Here is a 4,291-nt window from a genome sequence, read left to right on the forward strand (position 1 = left end):
GGCCCGTGGTCTCGTAGTCGTAGACATCACCGACCGCGCGGCCGTGGTGTCCGGCCTGAAGACGGAGCAGCCGCGCTACTACCTGCAACACGCGCTCGGCTTCCAAGTTCATGACGTGCGTCATCCGCACCATGAGCGTCGGCATGGTCGAGCCGACATCGGATGGAAGGACGGGCAACAAGGTGACTGACTGGACGAGCCTCAGCTACGTAGTCGTGGACGTGGAGGGCAACGGCCAGCAGCCGCCCGACCCGGTTGAGCTGGCCGCCGTGCCGATCGTCGCTGGTGTCGTCGCGGAGCCGGTGAGCTGGCTGGTTCGCCCGGACGAGCCGATCAAGCACTTCGCCACCCGCATTCACGGCCTGACCAACAAGGACGTGGCCGACTGCCCGTCGTTCACGGACATCAAGGTTGACGTGTTGCTGGCTTTGTCGCACCCGGCTTTGGTCGCCCACAACGCGCACGTTGACCTTAGCGTGCTTCAGCGCAAGCTCACAGGCTGGGAACCGCCCGAGGTTTTCGACACACTCAAGCTCGCCCGTCGCTTGATGCCGGGTCAGGACAGCTACAGACTGGGCAGTTTGGTCGAGACGTTCAAGCTGGCCGAGGGCCTGCCGGAAGACCTTTCACCGCACCGCGCGACGTATGACGCGCTGGTGGCGGCCCGGCTGTTCGTGTCGCTCGCCACCAAGGCGGCGACGCTGGAAGAGCTGCGAGGCGAGTCACCAGGAGGGGGCGACGATGAAGCTCCGGCCCTTTTCTGATCACCAGCGCGGCTTGTTCGTCAGCGTTGACGGGCCGAGCGGCGCCGGGAAATCGACCATCGTTCACCACCTGGCGCAACTGCTCGTCGCCGCTGGCGAAGATGTACACGTGACGGCCGAGCCGTCCAGCGGCCCTATCGGGGCGTTGTGTCGCGAGATGACCGAGACGACCACCGGTCACGCTCTCGCCTGCCTGTACGCGGCTGACCGCTACCACCACCTTGAGGCGGAAGTCCGGCCGAACACCGAGGCCGGCCGAGTGGTGCTTTCCGACCGCTACATCCCTTCAGGTCTGGTGATGCAGCGCTTCGACGGCATCGACCCAGTGTTCCTCTGGCGGCTGAACGCCGAAGCTGATCGGCCCGACCTCGCCGTGATCCTCGAAGCCGACCCCGAGGTCATCTCGGAGCGCCTTCACGAGCGCGGGCCACACAATCGCTTCCAGCTCTCTCCTGGCAGCAGTCACGCCGAGGTTCACTTCTACCGGCAGGCCACCGAGCGGCTGATCCAGGCTGGTTTCGATGTGCTGCGGGTGGACTGCAACCAACGGCCACCGGAGCAGTCCGCGGCCTTCATCCGCGACCGGCTGATCAGCTTCTTCGCCCCGGGCAAGGAGTAAGCGGGCATGGTCGAGACGGTCGCCGGCGAGCGCCTGACGTCCGAGATCGAACAGCTCATCGCTCTGGCCTCCCGCGTCATAAACGAGCACACCAACGATCACGATCTGTGGAGCGACGATCCGACTTCTTGTGTTGCTAGTCAGTACTGTGTAGTGCCGTCCTCACGTCCATGAGAGTGATCCGAGATTGGGAGTGGCTCTGCCAGAACCATCCGAAGAGCCTCCGCGGGATTGTCCGTCTCGCCATGCACGACGAACCCTTGCTCTGCCTCCAGACGGAGATCCGCAGCGCCGTACATGTAGATCCCGAGATCGACACGCACCGCCCGGCGGTACCGTCCGGCCACGCGCGGGTTACCGGTGACGTCTTGGCCGTCCTGGTCATACAGCCGGTAGACCATGCCGCTCTCGGGCTCGATCCGCCACCCAGGCGCGGCTGCTATCAGCGCCGCACGCTGGATTACCGGCCGCATAGCCAGCGCGAGCGCATGCCGGGCCGAGTCCGCACGTACATCCCGCGCAGCGGCCACAAGCCTGTCAACGCTGGTCATGGACGCCATCCCAAGCACCTGACGGGTGGCGTCACGGCCATGACGGGCAGCAGCCTCCGCTACGGGTAGTGCCCGGTAGTCCCTGGCCGCGCCGAGCCACATGTGAGGATCGGCGACCTCGTAAAGAGCACGTAACCCATCGTCGCCAAGCGGGGCGTCCAGCGCAGCCCATCGGCCCATGTCGATATCATCCATTCTATACACAATACACCAGTGTGTATGAAAAATAAATAAACCTCTGCCATTGCAGCAGGAATCAATACTGGGCCGTTCTGTGCAGCAGAATGGAACTCCAGAGGGAAGAGAGGTGAACGAAATGGCAAACAAATGCCGGGTTCGAGTACAGATGATCGTTCAGGATGTCTACAATCCGAAGTGTATCTGCGGACGGAAAATCTTCTCCTAATTTGATCCTCCCACACCCGTGGGGGTGGATCCGGAACGTCGGCAGCGGCTGGCCGAGCCGCTATCGCCGATCCCACCCCCGTTGGGATGATCCGACCCTGCATAGCCTGGGCGTGCCGACGGGCTCAGGTTGAGAGGAGCGCCGGGTGCCCCGGATGACCAACTCTGGCAACCGCTTGATGTGATGATCGAGGGCATGAGCGTCAGAGAATAGAGCACGAGTCTAGCCGTTGCCGGCCTGACGCAACTCCTCGCCTTCCAGTCGATAAAATACCTTGCCCTCGAACATTTGAGCACCCAGCTCAGCATAGAAGCGTTGCGCGTCCTCGTTGGTGGTTTCGGTCTGCCATTCCACGCGGCTACAGTCGTGCTTCACGGCGACCTCGAAGAGCGTTTGCATGAGTTGCGTGCCAACGCCGGTACGGCGGGCGGCTTCGATCACGTAGAGTTCCTTGAGGAATAGCGACCTTGTGAGGCCGACGGCAGGCCACAGGAACGAGTACGCCGCGAAACCGACGAGCTGATCCCCGTCCCAAGCGAGCAGCGCAAACGCGGAAGGTGCGTCGCTGAAGATGGCCTCGTTGATCTGCCGGATGCGGAGGTCGAGCGACTCTACCTCGATCGCCCCGTAGAAGCGGTCCATCTCCTCGGCCAGCGCTGCAATTGCTTCGACGTGGGCCGGCTCGGCGGGAGTCACGACAGTCACGAGCCTGCTACCTCTTTCCGGTCAGTGGTGAGCATCAGCAGGTCGCGAAGTTCGTTCGCCGCTGGAAGTGTCTGCTGCTGTTCGGGTAAGACATTCAATATTTCGTACCCGCGCAGCGTGATAATGCCTCGACGCTGAGGATCGGTGAGATTGGTTAGCGTCTCGGTTGCGTATGTGAGAGCATCCGAGGTATCGCCGTTATAGGTGAGACAACTTGCCCGGTCGAGCCGAGTCATGGCCCAGTCCGTGTAGTCGCCGGGCATACACAGCTCTAGCGCCCGATCTTGGGCGATGAATGCGGCTTTGACGTCACACAGGTGTGTATAGGCGTTGCCCGCATGGAAGCGGAGCTGCGCTTCGTTGTAGCCAAATGCCGATGGTGTGAGCGCCTCGCCGTCAAGATGCGACAGAATGCCCTCGGCCCGCCCAAGCGCTTCACGGGTTTCCTGGTGACGACCCATCGCCGCATGCGCTCGCGCTTCCAAGGCCGCCGCCAGCGCTGCGCCCACGCACGGCGTAGCGCGCACGACTGCTTGCGCGTGCCGCGCAACATCTACGGCTTCAAGAAGGTCGGCGCTGTAGTAATGGCCGTACGATTCCTGGGCCAATATCCAGGAATGCGTTTCCGGGTCGCCTGCCTCGTCGGCGGCAAGGCGGGCGGTACGCGCCCACCTGCGGAAGGCTGACTGGTCGTCCAGCTTGCAGAATGTCAGGCACATCAGGCCGGACATGTGCGCGGCCACGCGGGTCAACTGGCGTAGGGCAGACGCCGAACGATGGCGGTGTAGCGCCCGCTTCAACTCGGCCAGATCAGCACCCAGGTCGTCCAGGAGCACCCCGGCCGGACGGTCGCGCGTCGCCCGGCCGTAGCGGATGACGGCCCGCTCCCAGTCATCAAGGCTGGCCTCGGCCATCGTCCCTTCGCTGAGCGCGTCGTTCAGTCCTTGCCGTAGCAGCTCGACTTGATGAAGGTCGGGTAGGTTCTTCGCGTCCACGGCGATTACACGGCTGGCCATGTGGGTGTCGGAGACAGCCACAACCTCAGCCGTCACGGCCTCCCGTTCGGAGGCCGGCTCGGGCATCAACAGCTCGCCAAGCTGCTCGATGGACACCTGTAGCGCCCGCGCCAGCTTGGGGCGTATCCACGGCTGCGGGCCGGTCTCGGTCTCGCCACTCTCCCAGCGGACAACAGTTGAACGCTCGACGCCGAGCCGTTCGGCAAGCTGCTCCTGACTGAAGCCGACCG

General features: G+C 63.5%; 5 protein-coding genes. 2 read left to right on the top strand and 3 right to left on the bottom strand.

Going from position 1 to position 4,291, the window contains the following annotated elements; all coding sequences use genetic code 11:
• Positions 1 to 131 precede the first annotated feature (131 nt).
• Both DD1DGNOD_RS09995 and tmk read left to right on the top strand, forming a co-directional pair.
• The gene (locus DD1DGNOD_RS09995) at positions 132 to 764 is read left to right on the top strand and encodes a 3'-5' exonuclease (RefSeq protein WP_241255622.1); all 633 of its coding nucleotides are present in this window, start codon (positions 132 to 134) and stop codon (positions 762 to 764) included.
• On the top strand, positions 742 to 1,383 hold the full coding sequence (gene tmk / locus DD1DGNOD_RS10000) for a dTMP kinase (RefSeq protein ID WP_131767258.1): 642 nt from the start codon (positions 742 to 744) through the stop codon (positions 1,381 to 1,383). The genes DD1DGNOD_RS09995 and tmk overlap by 23 nt, the downstream gene beginning before the upstream one ends.
• A gap of 140 nt (positions 1,384 to 1,523) precedes the next feature.
• Here the strand turns inward: tmk and DD1DGNOD_RS10005 are convergent, their stop codons facing one another.
• The 3 genes from DD1DGNOD_RS10005 to DD1DGNOD_RS10015 form a co-directional block, all read right to left on the bottom strand.
• Positions 1,524 to 2,129: a hypothetical protein gene (locus DD1DGNOD_RS10005; RefSeq protein ID WP_131769965.1), complete on the bottom strand. Its 606-nt coding sequence runs from the start codon at positions 2,127 to 2,129 to the stop codon at positions 1,524 to 1,526.
• A gap of 433 nt (positions 2,130 to 2,562) precedes the next feature.
• Positions 2,563 to 3,045: a GNAT family N-acetyltransferase gene (locus DD1DGNOD_RS10010; RefSeq protein WP_241251573.1), complete on the bottom strand. Its 483-nt coding sequence runs from the start codon at positions 3,043 to 3,045 to the stop codon at positions 2,563 to 2,565.
• A partial coding sequence (locus tag DD1DGNOD_RS10015; protein ID WP_131769966.1) for a helix-turn-helix transcriptional regulator occupies positions 3,042 to 4,291 on the bottom strand: 1,250 nt, incomplete at its 5' end. The genes DD1DGNOD_RS10015 and DD1DGNOD_RS10010, both read right to left, overlap by 4 nt.

The sequence above is a fragment of the Candidatus Protofrankia californiensis genome (genome assembly GCF_900634765.1).
Classification (GTDB): Bacteria; Actinomycetota; Actinomycetes; order Frankiales; family Frankiaceae; genus Protofrankia; species Protofrankia californiensis.

Bases quoted from the DNA above. Each gene is read 5' to 3' on its own strand.
- DD1DGNOD_RS09995 (WP_241255622.1), top strand. From the start codon at position 132: ATGAGCGTCGGCATGGTCGAGCCGACATCGGATGGAAGGACGGGCAAC.
- tmk (WP_131767258.1), top strand. From the start codon at position 742: ATGAAGCTCCGGCCCTTTTCTGATCACCAGCGCGGCTTGTTCGTCAGC.
- DD1DGNOD_RS10005 (WP_131769965.1), bottom strand. From the start codon at position 2,129: ATGGATGATATCGACATGGGCCGATGGGCTGCGCTGGACGCCCCGCTT.